General features: G+C 51.1%; 15 protein-coding genes and 1 pseudogene. 11 read left to right on the top strand and 5 right to left on the bottom strand.

The window, feature by feature from the left end; genetic code table 11:
- Positions 1-138: 138 nt before the first annotated feature.
- Positions 139-2,391: a catalase/peroxidase HPI gene (gene katG, locus RIC19_RS21135; protein ID WP_350180360.1), complete on the bottom strand. Its 2,253-nt coding sequence runs from the start codon at positions 2,389-2,391 to the stop codon at positions 139-141.
- A 229-nt stretch (positions 2,392-2,620) separates the two neighbouring features.
- On the opposite strand from katG, the gene RIC19_RS21140 reads away from it, so the two are divergent.
- Positions 2,621-3,694 carry a flavin monoamine oxidase family protein gene (locus tag RIC19_RS21140; protein ID WP_350180361.1) on the top strand — a complete coding sequence of 358 codons (1,074 nt, stop codon included), beginning with the start codon at positions 2,621-2,623 and terminating at the stop codon, positions 3,692-3,694.
- Here the strand turns inward: RIC19_RS21140 and RIC19_RS21145 are convergent, their stop codons facing one another.
- On the bottom strand, positions 3,695-4,231 hold the full coding sequence (locus RIC19_RS21145) for a mechanosensitive ion channel domain-containing protein (protein WP_350180362.1): 537 nt from the start codon (positions 4,229-4,231) through the stop codon (positions 3,695-3,697).
- Positions 4,232-4,845: 614 nt separating this feature from the next.
- Between RIC19_RS21145 and RIC19_RS21150 the strand changes: the two genes are divergently transcribed.
- The 8 genes and pseudogenes from RIC19_RS21150 (at position 4,846) to RIC19_RS21180 (ending at position 10,682) form a co-directional block, all read left to right on the top strand.
- Positions 4,846-5,658 carry a 3-keto-disaccharide hydrolase gene (locus RIC19_RS21150; protein WP_350180363.1) on the top strand — a complete coding sequence of 271 codons (813 nt, stop codon included), beginning with the start codon at positions 4,846-4,848 and terminating at the stop codon, positions 5,656-5,658.
- A gap of 19 nt (positions 5,659-5,677) precedes the next feature.
- A complete protein-coding gene (locus RIC19_RS21155) occupies positions 5,678-6,448 on the top strand; it encodes a DUF6090 family protein (RefSeq protein WP_350180364.1) in 771 nt (256 codons plus the stop codon).
- Between the two features lie 52 nt (positions 6,449-6,500).
- Positions 6,501-7,016: a DUF3124 domain-containing protein gene (locus tag RIC19_RS21160; protein WP_350180365.1), complete on the top strand. Its 516-nt coding sequence runs from the start codon at positions 6,501-6,503 to the stop codon at positions 7,014-7,016.
- 483 nt (positions 7,017-7,499) lie between these two features.
- Positions 7,500-8,000 (top strand): hypothetical protein, encoded by a 501-nt coding sequence (locus RIC19_RS21165; protein WP_350180366.1) that lies wholly within the window; start codon positions 7,500-7,502, stop codon positions 7,998-8,000.
- A 128-nt stretch (positions 8,001-8,128) separates the two neighbouring features.
- Positions 8,129-9,265, top strand: coding sequence for a hypothetical protein (locus RIC19_RS21170; RefSeq protein ID WP_350180367.1), 1,137 nt, complete (start codon positions 8,129-8,131; stop codon positions 9,263-9,265).
- A gap of 107 nt (positions 9,266-9,372) precedes the next feature.
- Positions 9,373-9,706: pseudogene (locus tag RIC19_RS25785) on the top strand (pyrroloquinoline quinone-dependent dehydrogenase); the annotation flags it as partial.
- A 57-nt stretch (positions 9,707-9,763) separates the two neighbouring features.
- Positions 9,764-9,994 carry a hypothetical protein gene (locus tag RIC19_RS25790; protein WP_502930853.1) on the top strand — a complete coding sequence of 77 codons (231 nt, stop codon included), beginning with the start codon at positions 9,764-9,766 and terminating at the stop codon, positions 9,992-9,994.
- A 73-nt stretch (positions 9,995-10,067) separates the two neighbouring features.
- Entirely contained in the window at positions 10,068-10,682 is a 615-nt protein-coding gene (locus RIC19_RS21180; protein ID WP_350180368.1) for a hypothetical protein, read from the top strand.
- 5 nt (positions 10,683-10,687) lie between these two features.
- On the opposite strand, the gene RIC19_RS21185 is transcribed toward RIC19_RS21180, so the two are convergent.
- Positions 10,688-11,956 carry a serine hydrolase domain-containing protein gene (locus RIC19_RS21185; protein WP_350180369.1) on the bottom strand — a complete coding sequence of 423 codons (1,269 nt, stop codon included), beginning with the start codon at positions 11,954-11,956 and terminating at the stop codon, positions 10,688-10,690.
- A 106-nt stretch (positions 11,957-12,062) separates the two neighbouring features.
- Between RIC19_RS21185 and RIC19_RS21190 the strand changes: the two genes are divergently transcribed.
- Both RIC19_RS21190 and RIC19_RS21195 read left to right on the top strand, forming a co-directional pair.
- The gene (locus RIC19_RS21190; RefSeq protein WP_350180370.1) at positions 12,063-13,232 is read left to right on the top strand and encodes a hypothetical protein; all 1,170 of its coding nucleotides are present in this window, start codon (positions 12,063-12,065) and stop codon (positions 13,230-13,232) included.
- Positions 13,233-13,362: 130 nt separating this feature from the next.
- Positions 13,363-13,875 (top strand): hypothetical protein, encoded by a 513-nt coding sequence (locus tag RIC19_RS21195; protein WP_350180371.1) that lies wholly within the window; start codon positions 13,363-13,365, stop codon positions 13,873-13,875.
- Here the strand turns inward: RIC19_RS21195 and RIC19_RS21200 are convergent.
- Both RIC19_RS21200 and RIC19_RS21205 read right to left on the bottom strand, forming a co-directional pair.
- Positions 13,872-15,017, bottom strand: coding sequence for an adenylate/guanylate cyclase domain-containing protein (locus RIC19_RS21200; protein WP_350180372.1), 1,146 nt, complete (start codon positions 15,015-15,017; stop codon positions 13,872-13,874). The genes RIC19_RS21195 and RIC19_RS21200 overlap by 4 nt on opposite strands.
- A 251-nt stretch (positions 15,018-15,268) precedes the next feature.
- Complete coding sequence (locus RIC19_RS21205) at positions 15,269-15,412, bottom strand: hypothetical protein (RefSeq protein ID WP_350180373.1); 144 nt, start codon at positions 15,410-15,412, stop codon at positions 15,269-15,271.
- Positions 15,413-15,674 lie beyond the last annotated feature (262 nt).

A 15,674-nucleotide genomic window follows, 5' to 3' on the forward strand; every position in this document is an offset into this window, starting at 1 on the left:
TATGTCTCTGAATGGTCTTTTTCACCAGCTCTGCATCTCGTCCTCACCTTCGTAGCTTAGGCTACGAGGTTCCGGGCGTTCTTTGATCTGGCAAAAAATACTCATCCATACCCTATACAAAACTTACCTTAATAAACTCTATTGCTTCAGCTCGAAGCGGTCTGCGTTCATTACCTTGTTCCAGGCTGCGATGAAGTCGTGCACAAAGCGCTCTTCTCCATCCTGGCAACCGTAAACTTCCGCAATAGCGCGAAGCTCCGTGTTGGAACCAAAAATGAGATCAACGCGAGTACCAGTCCACTTGATTTCATTGGTCTTACGGTCGCGACCTTCGAACACAGCCTCGTCTTCCAAAACGGCTTTCCACTTGGTGCTCAGGTCCAGGACATTCACGAAGAAGTCGTTGGACAGGGTACCCGGGCGGTCGGTAAATACGCCGCGCTGAGACTGATCGTAATTGGTATCCAATACGCGCATACCGCCTACCAGTGCCGTCATTTCCGGCGTAGTAAGGGCAAGCAGTTGTGCCTTGTCCACCAGCATTTCCTCTGCAGAAACAGAATACTGCGTCTTCATGTAGTTGCGGAAACCGTCTGCAGCAGGCTCCAGCGGATCAAAGGATGATGCGTCGGTCTGCTCCTGCGTGGCATCGGTACGGCCCGGTGTGAACGGCACGGTTACCTCATAGCCCGCCTTCTTAGCGGCTTCCTCAATAGCTGCGCAGCCACCGAGTACGATGAGATCGGCCATGGAGACCATCTTGCCGCCCAATGCGCCACCGTTGAATTCTTTCTGTACGCCCTCCAATGTATCCAGTACTTTCGACAGTTGCGTTGGGTTATTTACATCCCAATCCTTTTGAGGTGCCAGACGGATGCGAGCACCATTGGCACCACCGCGCTTGTCGGAGTTACGGAAAGTAGAAGCCGAGCCCCAGGCGGTAGCAACCAGTTGCGAAGTGGTCAGGCCGGAAGCCAGGATCATACGCTTCAGCTTCGTGATGTCTGCTTCGTCTATCAGTTTGTGCGTGACTGCTGGCACAGGATCCTGCCAGATCAGCTCTTCCTCCGGTACTTCTGGTCCCAGGTAGCGAGCCTTTGGCCCCATATCGCGGTGGGTCAGCTTGAACCATGCGCGGGCAAAAGCATCTGCAAGCTCATCGGGATTTTCGTAGAAGCGGCGGGAGATTTTCTCGTAAGCCGGGTCCATACGCAACGCCAGGTCCGTGGTCAGCATAAATGGCGCGTGCTTCTTCTCCGGGTTGTGTGCATCAGGGACCGTACCTGCACCAGCTCCACCCTTTGGCTGCCACTGATGGGCACCTGCCGGGCTTTTGGTCAGCTCCCAGTCGTACTTGAACAGGTTCTCGAAGTACTTATTGCTCCACTGCGTTGGCGTATCGGTCCATGCCCCTTCCAGACCGGAAGTGATGGTATGCTCACCGTTGCCATCGCCAAGGGTATTTTTCCAACCGGTGCTCATCTCTTCAATGCTTGCCCCTGCAGGCTCCGCGCCAACGTATTGGTCAGGATCACCGGCACCGTGGGTCTTGCCAAAGGTGTGGCCACCAGCAATCAGGGCTACGGTCTCCTCGTCATTCATTGCCATACGGCCGAAAGTCTCGCGGATATCGTGTGCGGAAGCGATCGGGTCGGGATTGCCGTTGGGCCCTTCAGGATTTACGTAGATGAGGCCCATCTGTACGGCAGCGAGTGGATTCTCCAGCTCACGTTCGCCTGTGTAGCGCTTGTCATCCAGCCATTCACCTTCCGGTCCCCAGTAGATATCTTCTTCCGGTTCCCAAACATCTTCACGGCCGCCGGCAAAACCAAAGGTCTTGAAGCCCATAGTTTCCAGGGCTACATTACCGGTTAGTATCATAAGGTCAGCCCAGGAGATTTTCTTCCCGTACTTCTGCTTGATGGGCCACAGGAGAAGGCGGGCCTTGTCCAGGTTGGCGTTGTCTGGCCAGCTGTTCAGTGGCGCGAAACGCTGTGTGCCTGCTCCGGCACCACCCCGTCCGTCGGCGATACGGTAGGTACCTGCGCTGTGCCAGGCCATACGGATGAAGAAAGGTCCGTAGTGACCATAGTCGGCTGGCCACCAGTCCTGAGAGTAAGTCATCAACTCCCGGAGGTCTTTCTTTAGCGCTTCATAATCGAGGCTTTCGAATTCCTTACCGTAATCGAAATCCTTACCCATTGGGTTGGACAATTCAGAATGCTGGCGGAGAATCGTCAGGTTTAGGCTGTTGGGCCACCAATCGCGGTTGGAAGCACCTGCACCTGCTCCGTGCTCCAGCTTGCCGTTCATAAACGGGCAGCGGCTGGATTGATTCACATCCCAGACCTTACCGTTATTCGGCTTGCTTTGCTCTGTATTTTTTTCCATGGTGAATGGTTATTTGGTTTGTTTAATATTGTAAAGGTAAGATAAGTATCATTTATTAAACTTATAAGCGGATAGTCAAATCCTATACTTTGAAAACTGAGTGAAAATCCACTGATTGTCATGGCAATGTAACAAGGCCTAATCTTTGGCAGTTCACCACAATGCCCCCTTTTCATCCAAAACTTAGGCTGGATTGTTGGTGATAGGAATAGCAGACAAAACAGAGACGATGCGAACAGCAGATGTGCTAATCATAGGAGGCGGGCTGACCGGGCTGACGCTAAACTATTTACTAAGAAAGGCAGGCTACGCTGCACTAATCCTGGAAGCCCGCGGCCGGCTGGGCGGCAGGATTTGGACAAAGACCACTACCGAAGGCGTGAATATTGACATGGGTGCCACCTGGCTGGGCCAAAAGCACACTCACCTGGTGCAGCTGCTGCAGGAATTGAATCTCCCGGTTTTTCAGCAGCGCCTGGGGGCTAAGGCGCTGTTTGAGCAACATCAGCAGGATAAGGCACAGATTGTCCCCCTTCCCCCCAACAACGACCCCAGCTACCGGATTCAGGGAGGCACCTCCGCGCTGATTCAGGCACTTGCCCGGCATCTTCCGGATGAGGCTGTCCTTTTGGATACACCGGTTGAAAAGATTCATGCAAAAGCAGATGGGGTTTATACCTTCAGTGGAGCATTAACGATCAAATCCAAAGTCGTTGTTTCCACCCTTCCGCCTAATTTACTGACCCACCGTATCAAACTGCAGCCTGCCCTGCCGGATTCGTTAATCCGCCTCATGCAACAAACCCATACGTGGATGGGCGAGTCCATCAAAGCCGGGGTGGCTTATAAAAGCCTATTTTGGAGGAAGGATGGGCAGGAGGGTACCGCCTTCAGTCACACGGGTCCCTTTACCGAGCTTTATGACCATACAGATGCTGAGGAGGGACACTTTGCTTTAAAGGGTTTTCTTAGGAATGACATGGCAAACCTGGGCGCCCCAGCACGAAAACGGCTGGTTGAAGGGCAACTCGTGAAGTTTTTCGGGCAGCATGCCCTAAACTATACTTCCTATGAGGAGGCGGTTTGGCCAGCGGAGCCATTCACCCATGCCCCCTATGAACATCCTGTCCTTCCCCACCAAAACAACGGGCACGAAATGTACCGAAAGCCATACTGGGATGGCCGGTTTTTCCTTGCAGGCTCGGAAACGGCGGAGACCTTCCCTGGGTATATGGAAGGGGCGTTGCGGAGTGCGGAGTGGGTGCACCAGGAATTGACCCAATCAAATACTCTTTTCAAATGATTAGGTTGCATTTTTAGGTATTTCAAGGACTTCCGCAGTGGGGTTAACTTTTCTGATGGTCTTTATGATGAAAATATTGTTAGGTAAAGTGATTTCATCATTTGTGTCCACTAATGTAATCTTAGTAAAAAACAAACCAATGTTTAAAACTTCACCTCGTATCTCATAATCTTTAGTTTCCATTATTGAAATAGTGTCTCCAATTTTTACGGAATGACCGAAGAATAGAATAATACTTGAGGTTATGTTAGACAACAATGACCATTGTGCGAAGAAAGCCACACCAACAATTGTTAATATGGAACCTATAAAAACAACTAATTCAGATTGTTTTACACCCCAAATTATCATCAATACAATTAGAGTAACTACTATCAAAATAAAGTTGATAGCTCTTCTTACAAGCTGCGTTCGTGATTTTTGAACGACTTTTTCTATAATGGTTTTATTAATAATTCGATTAATCACAATTCTTATAGCCAAGAATACAAAGATGGCTACAATTGATTCTACTATTTTAATGTAGTATATTTCCACAAGAATATTTTATGTAGTCTGAGAACTCAAAATTTGTGAAGGCCGGGGAGCGTTATTCCTGCGGTTGCCTCACTACAAAAACATACTCTCAGTCTCAGTGAAACTGACGCCAATATTGTAAATATCGAAAGAAAAATGCACAAAAGCCCATTTGGTCAGAAACAGAATGTACATTTTCATTTTTTGAACCTGGGCTGTAAACGGCAGAAGTCTGCTGAGATAGGGGCTGCTGGTTTGCCTGGAACGGCCGTTTTTTCCTAGCAGGCTCGGAAACAGCGAATGCCTTTCCCGGATATATGGAGGGCGCAGTCAGGAGCGCGGAATGGGTTTATCAGGCGTTGAGCAAATCACCTGCCCGTTAGTTAAGGAAGTGATTACCCCGTAAGTTCGCAAAACTTGCAATTTCCCAGAGTTAATCCACGCGCCTTTAGGTGCGCTATATAGGTAAAATATTGGCTTTAAAAGGGTCCCCGTGCCGTAGGTACGGAATGTATAGCTCATTCCCTAAATCCCCTTCCTTCCATGGTTCTGTACATCATGCCCATTAACAATAGTCGAAATGTTATTCTAATTAAATAATCCCTCTTAAATTCAGCATTAAAAAACAACAGCTCATGGAAAGCAAGCATTTGGTCTGGTTAATTGCAGGGGTGCTTATTACAGGATTGCTAAGTGCCTGTTCTCCCGCGCTAAACAAGGAGACTTCCGGCGCTTCAGCAAAGGAACGCCCCGGTGTCTACATGAAACCGGTGGAGGGTGCAGAAGTCTTATTTGACGGATCAGGAGCCATGCTGGAGGAAAAGTGGACCTACTGGGAAGGCCCGCGCTTTTCAGCAGCACTGCCCATCAAATGGCAGATCGTGGAGGACCCGGTTGATGAAGGGACCGCACTGAACAGCAACGACCCCGCTTCAAAGGGCGGCCTGTACGGTTCGGCCGATATTGTGACAAAGAAGAAGTACCGGGATTTCCGCCTGCATGTAGAATTCCTGGTGCCCAGTGAGGGGGGCAATAGTGGGGTTTACCTGCAAAACCGGTATGAAATTCAAATCCTGGATGGGGACAGCACGAAGCATGGCATGGCCACGGTCATCAACGAAACGGAATCCCCTTACGCCCTTTACAATGGAACCGGCAAGTGGAACGCCTACGATATCACCTTCCGCGCGGCCCGCTTTAAAAATGGGAAACTCGTGGAGCAACCGCTTGTCAGTATGTATTTCAACGGGCAAAAAGTGCACCAAAACGTCCCCATCAATAAAGTCTGGGGCGGAAAGTTCTCTGGATTAGACGGCGGCAACGATAAAGGCTTTGGCATCACAGATACCCCCGGGGGCATCAAACTGCAGGCCGAAGGGCATGATGTGCTGTACAGAAATATATGGATTAAGGAACTGGAGCTGGATGGTGCGGATACAGACTTTTAACTAAAAGCAGCTCAAGACCATGATCAAGTTTTTCCGGAAAATACGACAACAGTTAATTGCTGAAAAGCGCATCAGCCAGTACCTGTTGTATGCACTGGGGGAAATCGTATTGGTGGTCGCTGGCATCCTCATCGCACTAGCCATAAATAACGGCAATGAGCAGCGACTGACCCGGGACAAGGAACAAGTGTACCTAAAGGGATTGCAGGAAGAGTTTAAGGTTAGTCAATACAAGCTTAAAAACCTCATCGCCCTCAATCAGCAAAACGCGGAAGGTGCCCGCGCCTTACTCGCCTTCATGTCCGACTCTACGACACTCACGGATGAGGCTGCTTTCTCCAAACTGATTTACAGCACCCTCGCTTACGATATCGCGTTCAACCCCAACAACTCACTGCTGAATGAGATGATCAACTCCGGCAGCCTTCGCGATTTATCCAATCCTGAGCTGCGCCGCCGGCTGACCAACTGGATTGCTACTCTGGAGGATGTTGCCCGGCAGGAACAGGATCAGGAACAGGAACGCAAGCGTATTCTCAATACCTTTCTAAGCGACCGCTACAGTATCCGGACAGTTTTGGAACAGACCGGGCTCGCAGCCAATGAGCTCGACCTCGCGCCTTCCCAAGATGCTACTTCTAATTTGCCGCTGTTGCAATCCCGGTCTTTTGAGAACCACCTGCTTCTCTTTCTGCTGGCCTGCGCAGGTACTACTGACACGCATTACCTGCCCCTGATGGAAGAGCTGAAGGCCATTCTTACGTTGATCCATAAGGAGATTGAAAACTAGCTTCTTAGCTAAAAGCAGTAGCTTCACCCCTGTAAATCAAATGCGGCAGATCATGAAAAACGGTTCCATTTTAGCCTTTGTACTTATTTTAGCCTCCTGCACCCCCAGGGAGGAAATCAGCTCAATCGACCCTGTCAATTGGGAAAACCGGAAAATTGAAATCCCAAACCCTGATTCCCTGGCTTCAGGCACGACTTACTTATCGGTCTATTCCCAGATTTACAGTCAGACCGAGCACCGCACTCATGACCTTACGGCTACCATCAGCCTGCGTAATGTGAACCGAAAGGATACGGTCTATATCAAAGAGGCGGTATACTACGATACCCATGGCACCCCAATCCGAAACTATTTAGCAAGGCCTATCTTTATTGCCCCTATGGAAACCGTTGAAATTGTTATTGACGAAATCGACCGCGAAGGGGGCACAGGTGCTAATTTCCTTTTTGACTGGCGCACCTCTTTCGAGAGCAACCCTCCCCTATTCGAAGCGGTCATGATCTCAACTTCGGGCCAACAAGGCTTGTCCTTTACCACGCAAGGGGTTGGATTAGAGTCGGTATATTGATTCAAAACCAGTCTTAAAGCGGTTGGCGGTGCAGTGTATTCTCTGCCTATTGATAACAGACTTGATGCGTCTGTTCGGCGAAGCGACAACGAAGTAGATGCGAAGCAAAACGTAAGTGATGCCTACACGAAGCGTGGGATAGGGCCCATGGTGAAGTCGGCGTCCCAGTTGACCGGGATTAACGCAGCGAGATGGAACCCAGAGGAGCGCATCGACGATCAGCGAAGCGAAATCTTGGGTTGGCGGACTATAGCCTGAGCTAAGTGACTGAAAAAAGACATCCCGGTTCTACCTTGATGGGAAGGGGCAGCGCCATTTTAACCCTGCGATGATCCCCGACGCATCAAGTCTATTATCATTTTTCCGATAAAAAACGGCACACTTGAATCTCATTTTCAAATAACAGGACGGATAAAAATAACGGTAGGTAGTTTATACAAAGAATTTCCTACCTTTAAGCTATAGATTTACCCAATTGACTGCATGCGACCACTAACCTCATGGCTATTGCTTTTTCTAATCACCTTCCAGTGGATGGCCGGGCATTTAGTGGTAGAAACACTCCACGTTATAGAAGTGCAACGCAAGATGGACCAGCGTGAGGCACAATTGTCAGAAGCCCTCAAGGCCAGCACGGGTGCCTCCTATCAAGTCGCTATCATTGAAAAAGATTTCCATCCCGCTTTGATTGGCTACAGCAGCCAGTTTATTTTATCAGAAGAAATCGGGGGCGAAACCATACACTATAAAATTGCGGCAGACTCCACTCAATTGGTAGAGTACCTGCAGGCTATGCCCCCAGTTTCAGAAGAATCGAACAGCGGACGGGCTTTGCTCGACCAGCTGTTTTCCAAATTCAGGGTAGACCCGCCACTGCACCCTCTGCCATCGGTGCCGGTCGCCACTGCCCGGGGTTCGTTTTTCTTTCAGCAGCCAGCCTCCACGGCCAGCCTATCGCTCCCTGACCCTCCTCCCAGAGCCTGATTTCCTCACCTGAAGTCAATTGACCAATTTAAATCTTTGGAGCACACGGACTCCCTGAACGCGATTCAGGAGGGGACTGGTGTACAGACCTGCCTGTACCGTGCTTGCCCATCTAAAATTTATTCTCAATGAATACCCATTATAAAAGTATTTTGCCCCTTTTGCTGTTCGCCATCCTCAGCACCCTGCAATTGCAGGGGCAAGGCTGTGTAGCCATCCGCCACTTCTCTTCCTGTGGTGGCAACAATCTTTCCTCCAACCTCCTGTCTGCTGGTGAATGGCAGATCGGGATGAACTACCGCTACTTCAAATCCTTCCGCCACTTCCGGGGCACGCACGAGGAGCCCGATCGGGTTTCAAATGAGACGGAGGTCATCAACCATGCCCACGCCTGGGACTTTTCCGTCAATTACAGCCTGAGCAACCGGATGTACGCCACGGCCATCCTCCCATTTGTGGTCAACACCCGTTCTTCCTTATACGAACATGGCAGAGAGGAACGCAATACGACCTTTTCCCGCGGCCTTGCTGATGTGCGGCTGGGCCTGGGTTACTGGCTCTTCGACCCTGCGCGCAGCCCCAAGGGCAACCTCGCACTCGGGTTGGGCGTGAAGCTACCCACGGGCGACTACAATGCAACGGACATTTTTTACAACGTCGGACCGGAAGGTACCCCTCAGGTCCGTCCCGTAGACCAGTCTATCCAACCTGGCGATGGCGGCTTTGGCCTGACAGTAGACCTGCAGTTCTTCCAGCAGCTGTCTCCCACGCTTTTTGCTTACGCTGGTGCTTTTTACCTGGCCAATCCCAGGGAGACGAATGGCGTTCGCACTTTTCGGGAAACGCTTAGCCCGATTCTGCAAAATGAATCCATCATGTCGGTACCGGACCAGTACGGGCTGCGGGGTGGATTCAGCTACAATACCCCTGTGCCTGCATTGAGCGTATCTATTGGTGCCCGTTACGAAGCCGTGCCGGTAGAGGACCTCATCGGCGGCAGTGGGGGGTTCCGCCGCCCAGGAGAAGTGCTGTCGCTGGAGCCCGGGCTGACCCTGATGAACAGCCGGACGACGGTCAGCCTTTCTGTGCCGGTCGCTATGCTCCGCAACCGCCCGCAGAGCCTTACCGACCTGGAAACTGAGCAGGCCACCGGGCAGCCCCGAAACGGTGATGCCGCATTCGCGGATTACCTGATCAATTTCAGTGTGGCGTACCGGATTGCGCCGAACGACGCAAAAGCACCGGCACCTTTTAATCTGGATTAAAGCGGCAGGCTAGCCAAGCCGCCTGCTGCTGCAGCGCCTAACGAACCCTATTGCCGGGCCGGCCTTCTGGCTGGCCCTTTTTTATTTAACTTTAAAGCGACTACGCATTGTTTGTCCACCACGACCTCTGGGACCGCGACCCGCCCGCGCCTCCTAATCTGATTACCGTACAGCAGGATGGGAATGCTGTTGAAGCTGTTGCTCAGATCACCAAACAAGGCTATGTATTTGTTTTTGACCGTCGCACCGGTGAACCACTTTTTGACATTGAAGAAGTACCTGTCCCTGCTTCTCAGCTCGATGGCGAACAGGCATCCCCCACCCAACCGGTGCCGGTAAAGCCCCGCCCCTTTGCCCGACAGGCAGCGGATATTACAGAAGCGGATATCAGCCCCTATGCCCCCAACCCGGAGGAGCTGAAAGCCACACTTCGGCAACTCGACAATCGCCGTTATGCGCCTCCCTCCACTGAGCCGGTCTTGCTGCTGCCCGGCTATGATGGCGGTGCTGAATGGGGCCACGAAAGATGGGTACTTCCGGGCGTTCGACCGGCATACCGGAGCCCTGTTGTGGTCCACCCGCCTGCCTGCCGCCGCTTTTGCCACACCGGCTACTTACGAAATAGAGGGTCGGCAGTATATCGCCATTGCCTGTGGAGGAGAAAAGCTGGGAACACCCAAAGGGAATACTATAGTTGCGTTTGCTCTACCTGAACAGCAAACAGAGTAGGTTCAAGTCAATACCCCACCTACAAGACAAAATACTAGTTATCTTTGTCAGAAATTAAACTCAAGTTAGAATAATGGAAAACACAATTATCGCGCTTGACGGGGAAAACTGGAAGTCCCTGCTACTCAGTGAAGGAATGCTGTACGTTAGCGCCAAAAAGATGAAAGATATTGAGCAGTTTAAGCAATCCGCAACAGGAACGGGCTTTTTGAGGTCCGCCACTGCTTACCCGCTTACAAATCTGGAAAATCTGCAGTTTAATGAGTCCTCACCTGAATTGAAATTCAAAATGCTCTATGAGAATGGCAAATCTGAATCGTTGAAAATCAAATTTGACGAGCCTGCCAAAGCGGTAACGGCAGGTCATTTCATCGGTCAAAAAAGCGAGTTGCCTGTTGAAGAACATCAGGAAAAATCGCTAAAACCTTTACTCAATAAGAGCTTCTATCTGTTACTAGCTTTGGGCTTCACCGGATATGTCCTGTTGGGTGATGCTTCTGAAATGGCATCAGGGGAAGGCGGGACCGCAAAAAGCCGTTCCGGACGTGCCATTTTGAGTTTGCTGTATGATATCGTTGGTCAAACAGGCCTTATCATTATTGGAATCATTGCTTCTGCTCTGATTGCCTTTAACATGTACAGACGATACAAGAACCCTGCAAAGGAGTGGGTATATCAAAAAGCATAATTGCTTCACTCCAGCGCCTGATACACCAGCGCCCTAAGCTTCGCGTGATCGTCCAGCCCCCGGGCAGGGATGACTTGCGTAAAGTAGACCACCACGAGTTCCTCCACCGGGTCGACCCAATAATGGGAATGGTATGCGCCGCCCCAGCCATAATCGCCCACTGAGCCGAGCGTGCCGCGGGCACCAAGATCGGTAGCCACTGTAAAGCCGAGCCCAAAACCCTGCCCATCCCGTCCGTAGGGGATATCGCGCATGTGGTCAACCGTCATTAGGTCGACTGACTTGCGGGACAGGATACGCTGACCGTTGTAGGTTCCGCCATTGAACATCATTTGCAGGAAGCGGGCGTAATCCATAGCCGTACTGAGCAGGCCTGCACCACCGGAAAAGCTGGTCCGGGGACCTTCGACGTAGTGGCCTTGTCCACGCATGTGCCCGGGAGTGGGCGCACGTTCCAGATTGTCCGCTTCTTTGGAATAGACCGTAGCCAGGCGACTGACTTTCTCCTCAGGCAGGTAAAAATGAGTATCTTCCATGCCCAGGGGCTCAAAGATGCGAGTGGTGAGAAACGCGTCCAAAGGCTGTCCGGAGACCACCTCAATCAGCACACCGAGGATATCCGTATTGTAGCCGTACACAAAACGCTCACCGGGTTGTGCATCAAAGGGCAGGCCAGCCATGCGCCGTATGGTCTCCCGCACCGGCTCTTCCCGGTCCGCGAAGTACCAACCCTGAATGCCAGCGGCTTCCCAGGCCTCCTTTGCCGGGCCATAGCCGTACCCGATACCAGCCGTATGGGTCAGCAAGTCACGGATGGTGATCGGGCGCTCAGCTTTTACCACCTCATACCCGCCTTCTTCCTTTGCCACTGCCACAGTAGTTTCCATGTATTCCGGCAGGTATTTACCCACCGGGTCACCGATCAACAGGCGTCCTTCTTCCTGCAGCATCATAACCCCAACGCTGACAATCGCCTTGGTTTGGGAAGCGATGCGAAAAATGGCATCCTTAGGCATCGACTCGCCCGTTTCCATATCTCGCTGCCCAAAAGCCTTAAAGTAGGGCACCTGCCCATTGCGGGCCACAAGAACCACCGCGCCAGGCAATTGCCCGTTATCCACATAATCCTGAAAAGTGCGGTCCAGATGCGCTAAACGGCCGGAGGAAATCCCGACGCTTTCCGGAACGACTTGCTGCAGCGCTTGCCCACTTATCAAGGTGGGTAGAGTAATCAAAAAGGTCAGCAGCAGAAAGTGGGAATGCATGTGCTTCATAGCAGTTGGTTTTCGTTGATATTTAGTCCCTCAAAATACAAAGCTCCGGGCTTTTGCCAAAAGGAAAGCGTTTTCTGACTATTTTAATATTTTATCAACCGAACGAATGATGGCTTACCTAAAATACCTGTTCAGGCTTGTCGCTCTTTCCTGTACTTTACTGCCCGGCTTCGGGACAGAGGCTCAAAACCTCGTCCCTAATCCAGGCTTTGAATCGTACTTCGAGCATCCGGAACTGAGCGTCAATGGTGTCAATGCTACCGCAGACTGGTTCAAATTTGAATACACCACGGAATTCTTTCACAGGACCTACCCTCCAATTGCGGGTGTGCCCTTCAATCAGCGCGGCTATCAGGAACCCTTTGAAGGGGATGGCTACGCAGGGATGATCGTTTACCCCTGGAATGTCAGAGAGTTCCTTGCCGTTCAATTAACAGAACCGCTGGAGGGCGGACAGGTCTACACGCTAAGCTTTCAGGTCAGCCTTTCCGAGCAGTCAGGCTATATGACCGATGACTTTGGGGCTATGCTGTTGCAGGAGCGCCCGGAGCAGGATAGCTTAAGCAAATATTACTACGTAGTTAAAAACCAGGAAGGACGGGTATTATCCGATACGTCCGGATGGATGGAAATCCGCGGGCAGTACCTTGCTCAGGGCGGCGAACAATACCTGCTCATTGGTAATTTATACGGCCAGACCCAGACCACCTTTCAGGAAACGGCAGTTGAGGATAGCCGGTTCTGGGCTTACTACTTTGTGGACCAGGTGGAACTGACCCGCTGCGGCGAAACAGGAGGTATGCTTACCCAACTACCCCTACAGGACACTATCATTTGCGACAGCGGCAATGCCCGGCTCGAAGCCCTGCCCGATGCCGATAGCTACCAGTGGGTTGGGCAGGATGTGCAGCAGCAATTCCAAACCCGGATGCCCGGGCAGTACGTCGTTAACAACTTCTACGGCTGCGATGTTATTCAACAGACATTCGAGGTGCAAACGGATGGTTGTTTTTGCGACCTGATTATGCCCTCACCTCTTCGGCTTTCTGCCCCACTGATCCCCATTCCTTCCCGAAATGTAGAACGTTACACCTTGGAATTATTCACCACAGCTGGTCAAAAGGTATGGTCAGGCAGCGCGGCCAGTCTTGACCAGGCGCAATGGCCCCGGGCTGCCGGTGCTTACTTCTGGCGTGCGCGTCTCCAATGCTTCCGGGAATTGGATATGCAACCGTTCCAGCGCACGGTGAGCGGTCGGATTATTGTCGTCGATTAGCCTACACTAAACGGAAAAGCAGGCATAGCCCATTGAAAGCAATATTCATTTCTCAACTTAGACTAAATAAAAGAGTTTGTAAATTTGGGCCCTGTTGAAACATACACTAACACATAAATGCCCTTCTCAGATGGACAAACGCAAGCTCAGCAACACCTTTCGGGTTTACCACCGTTACCTCGGCTTCTTTCTGGCTGGCATAATGGCCGTCTATGCCATTAGCGGCGTGGTGCTGATTTTCCGCAAAACGGATTTCCTCAAAAAAGAAACCGTAATTGAGCAACAGCTCCCTCCGGCCACCACCACTGCTGAACTCGGAAAGGCCCTCAATATGAAGAACCTCAAGGTCGAAAAAACAGAGGGCAACCTGGTCTACTTCGAGAATGGCACCTTTGATCAGTCTACTGGCATGGCTCAGTATACCGTGAAGAAATTGCCGTTGGTATTAGATAAAATGACAAGCCTTCACAAAGCTACCACGAACAGCCCCTTGTATTTTCTCAATATTTTCTTCGGAGCATCCTTGCTGTTTTTTGTGATTTCCGCATTCTGGATGTTCATGCCGGGTACCGATATCTTCAAAAAGGGGCTTTATTTTACCGCCGGGGGCATCATCCTGACGCTGATCATGCTGATGCTTTAGAGCAGCGCTACTGCCGGCATCCACCGGGAAGGGGCCCGCGAAGGCTCAGGTACTGTCCGCTGAACGGTAAAGAGGTGAGCAGAAGCGGACCGCCCCCTGAGCGTCGCCTCACCCAGCCTTTTCACCTGATCAGTAGGCGTTAGCTTCACATGCTGCAGCATTTCCTCCGAAAGGAGCAGGTCTACGCCGTAGCTGTTGCACAGCCCCTGAATACGGGCGGTGGCATTGAGCACATCGCCGGAGAACAGGATTTCCTTTTTGATCATCCCAATCTCACCCGTGGTCACCCTGCCTAAATGTATGCCGGCTTTGAAGGCAGGTACTACCCCAAAACTTTGCTTAAACCACAGAGCTTTGGACCGCAGGCTGTCCCGCATGGCAAAGAAGCAATCTAGTGGCCGGTTGTCTTTTTGCCCCTGCCGGTACGGCCAGGAAAGAATGATTTCGTCCCCAACGTATTGGTAGATTTCACCGCCGTGGTCAATGATGGCTTCCGAAAAACAGTCGTAGTAGGCCTTCAGCAGGTGGAAGTATTTTTGATGCCCAAGCTGCTCCGCAATCGTCGTGGACGACTTCATATCCAGAAACATGAATACCCGGTCTTCCTCTACTGGACGGTGGTAGCGCCCGGTGAAGAAGTTATTCAGGACATTTTGCCCCATAAACTCACTGATTTCAGCGTAAAACAGGGACAGCAGCAGGCTTGCGCCCAATTGCACGCCCGTGCTCAGGTGGGTGATGCTCGTGAGGTAGTCCAGGTACCTTGACCATACCTCCGGCCCCAGAATGCTCGTACCCATCTCCAGGCTCGCTGCCACAGGGAACGTCACCAAGATCACAAACGAAAAAATACCGGCATAGGCCATCAGCTTAAGAAACAAGCGCCGGGCAAAGTGCAGGTGCCCCAGCCAGGGGTCTAGGAAGCGCAGCTCCAGATAGCCCGTGAAAAAGCCAGCTACGGTCACCGCAAAGCTAGCCACTACAAATATGCGCCAGTCCATCTGTATAACGGTGGAAGGCAGGGTGTCGATGCCAGCTGTAGCCGCATGCTCAATCAGCAGGAATACCCAACCGGCAAAAAGCCAGATCAGCCCAAAGGGCAGCAGGCGGGTGAGGAAGCGTTTTGTCCGGGGTGGTATCATGGTATCCTTTTTACTTGAATAATGGCACAATGATACCGCCTCCCGGACTTGAAATCGTTCGGCTTTACATTTTGGGACGGATTTTCAAACCGCTCTCCTTCTTTTCTAAATTCAAGTTATCGCATCAAGTCTATTGATGTTTTGCAATGGGTTGATTCCGCTACGGATAGCCTCATGCGTGAGGCGCATAATGGCAAAGGGCTGACAGGTAAACAGGTTACGGTTTGAAAGCACAAAATCAGCTATTGCTCTTATCCCAGGGACATGACAAATTTGCCTACAACGTAGACGAGTGGAAAGAAGGAAAGGCAGGCTGTACATACTACAGCTTTTTTGAGGTCAACCTTAGTTTCTGTTTTTGGCTGTGCATCGAAAGTCAGGATTTGCGTTTTCATCTGTATTATAGTTTAGGTGATCAATGAATTCGATGAGACAAAGATGGGGGCATATCGAAGCAAAAATCCGGACATGTTTAACCAAAATCCGGACACACAGCTATAAGTAAATGATAACCAGTAGAGTTTATTAAAATTAAAAGTTTAGACGCGCGCGCATCCGCTGCGCGCCACGTGCATACGCGGAGCTCCGAAAGCGGACCCGCAGGTTGTGCAGGCCACAACCAATGATGAAAATTTGGTGCCGTATATCTTGCTTCCA

It is taken from the genome of Phaeodactylibacter sp., from assembly GCF_040219495.1.
Lineage (GTDB): Bacteria > Bacteroidota > Bacteroidia > Chitinophagales > Saprospiraceae > Phaeodactylibacter.